General features: G+C 74.5%; 1 protein-coding gene. It reads left to right on the top strand.

Translation table 11 applies throughout. The annotated features are described in order from the left end of the window. Positions 1-64: 64 nt before the first annotated feature. Positions 65-769 (top strand): DUF1631 family protein (locus AC27KI_RS26340; RefSeq protein ID WP_487116818.1); only part of this gene is annotated, 705 nt, incomplete at its 3' end.

A 769-nucleotide genomic window follows, 5' to 3' on the forward strand; every position in this document is an offset into this window, starting at 1 on the left:
CGTCGCGGCCCCGGCGCCGGTCGCGGCCCCCGCGCCGCCTTCGCCGTCGCGCACGGCCACCGAGGTGGTGAGCCGCATGATGGACAACATCGCGCAGGACCAGCGGCTGCCCCCGCCCATCCAGCGGGCCGTGCAGAACCTGCGGCCCGCCATCAAGCAGCTGGTGCGGCACGACCGGCGGTTCTTCACCGACGACAAACACCCCGCGCGCCGCCTGCTGGACGAGCTGACGCAGCGCGCGCTGGACTTCGAATCCGATGCCGACCCCCGTTTCGACCGCTTCATGCGGCTCGTGGACGAGGCGGTGAGCCACCTGGCCACCAGCGAAAGCCAGGACGCCGACACCTTCGCCACCGTGCTGACCGCGCTCGAATCGGCCTGGGCGTCGCAGGAGCGCCAGTTGCGCGAGGCCCAGGAGGCCGAGCGGCAGGCCGCCCTGCGCGTGCAGCAGCGCGAGGCCCTGTCCAAGCGCATCGCGGCCGACATCCGCGCGCTGGCGGGGGCGGACCAGGTGCCCCGGGACATTCTCGATTTCGCCGCCGGCCCCTGGGCCGACGTGGTGGCGCTCGCGCAGATGGACGACCCCGGCAGTGCCGATGGCGACCCCGGCGGCTACCTTGCCCTGGTGCCCGAGCTGTTCTGGATCGCCCAGCCCGAGGTGGCCGCGGCCGAGCCCGAGCGGCTGGGCGGCACCGTCACGCGCATGCTCGGCACCGTGCGCCAGGGCCTGGACAGCGTGGGCCATGCCGAGGCCATGGCGGGCGCCGTG

The organism is Acidovorax sp. KPB24-03, assembly GCF_057546605.1.